Origin of the sequence: Paenibacillus sp. A3, assembly GCF_001399685.1 — a bacterium.
GTDB lineage: Bacteria > Bacillota > Bacilli > Paenibacillales > NBRC-103111 > Paenibacillus_G.
Genome location: NZ_JTHN01000263.1, coordinates 1 through 1,160 on the forward strand (window position 1 = coordinate 1; position 1,160 = coordinate 1,160).

Below are 1,160 nucleotides of genomic sequence, written 5' to 3' on the forward strand. Positions count from 1 at the left end.
CGCCCGGCTCTTTTACACAACTTGTGCAATGATCGCGAAACGTTCAATAAGCCTCTGCATCAGCAGGAGCTTATTGAACGTACAGTAGTTTATACTATGACTTAACTGCTTTGATCACGGCCGAAACAATGTAATTTTGTACGTTAGACCCTGGAACCCAGTCTTTAATAAATGTCTTAGATTCATCCTTTGGTTCCACAACCACATCCGTAAATCCACTCTCGGTAAGCATGACTTTGATTTCATTAACCGAGGAAGCCCCGGAAATACATCCCGAATACAGACCCAAGTCATTTTTGATTTCTGCAGGAAGCTCGGCTGTCGTAACAATATCCGAAACGGCCAAGCGACCGCCAGAACGTAAGACCCGGAACGCTTCATTGAATACTTGCTGCTTTGCTGGTGAAAGATTAATTACGCAGTTCGATATAATAACATCTACTGTTTGATCGGCTACAGGCAATTGTTCAATTTCCCCTAACCGGAAATCGGTGTTCGTAAATCCACCTTTAGTAGCATTAGCGCGGGCGCGGCTTACCATCTCTGGTGTCATATCTACGCCAATCACGCGACCAGCTTCTCCTACTTGTCGAGAGGCAAGGAAACAGTCAAAACCGCCGCCGCTGCCAAGGTCGAGCACGACTTCTCCTGGTTGCAGTTGAGCAATCACTTGTGGATTGCCACAGCCAAGACCAAGGTTTGCTCCGTCCGGTACAGCGTTTAATTCCTCGTTAGAATAACCTAGCTTGGCAGAAATGCCGTCGTAATCTACAGGCGATTCGCAGCAGCTTGAACTTGGTGCACAGCATGAACCAATTTCTACTTGCTGTAAAGCTATTTCTTTGTACCTGCTACGAACATTTTGACGAATCTGGTCATTATTCAGTTGATTCATGGGAGACACTCCTTATTTTTAATTATAGAATTAACAGTACACTGTAAAGCCGCAGTCGGTGCCGCAACAACATTCAATTTTTCAAATGATGCAAAAGCTTTTTCATTACAAACTTTGTGTCCGGCCCCCCCCCCCCTTAAGGTAGCAGCAGCAAATGAGCGTTGCCATTCTAGCCCCTGCCTATTATACACATCTAACGCTGCCGACGAAACGAGCAGAGCTCATGTCGGCGCGCGACGTCACACGTAACAACACAAACAGCGAA

General features: G+C 46.1%; 1 protein-coding gene. It reads right to left on the reverse strand.

Annotation, left to right across the window (positions count from 1 at the left end; genetic code table 11):
* Window positions 1–94: 94 nt before the first annotated feature.
* On the reverse strand, window positions 95–895 hold the full coding sequence (locus QJ48_RS32265) for an arsenite methyltransferase (protein WP_054977425.1): 801 nt from the start codon (window positions 893–895) through the stop codon (window positions 95–97).
* Between the last annotated feature and the right edge of the window lie 265 nt (window positions 896–1,160).

Excerpts from the sequence above, each read along its gene's own strand:
- QJ48_RS32265 (WP_054977425.1), bottom strand. The coding sequence starts at position 895 with ATGAATCAACTGAATAATGACCAGATTCGTCAAAATGTTCGTAGCAGG.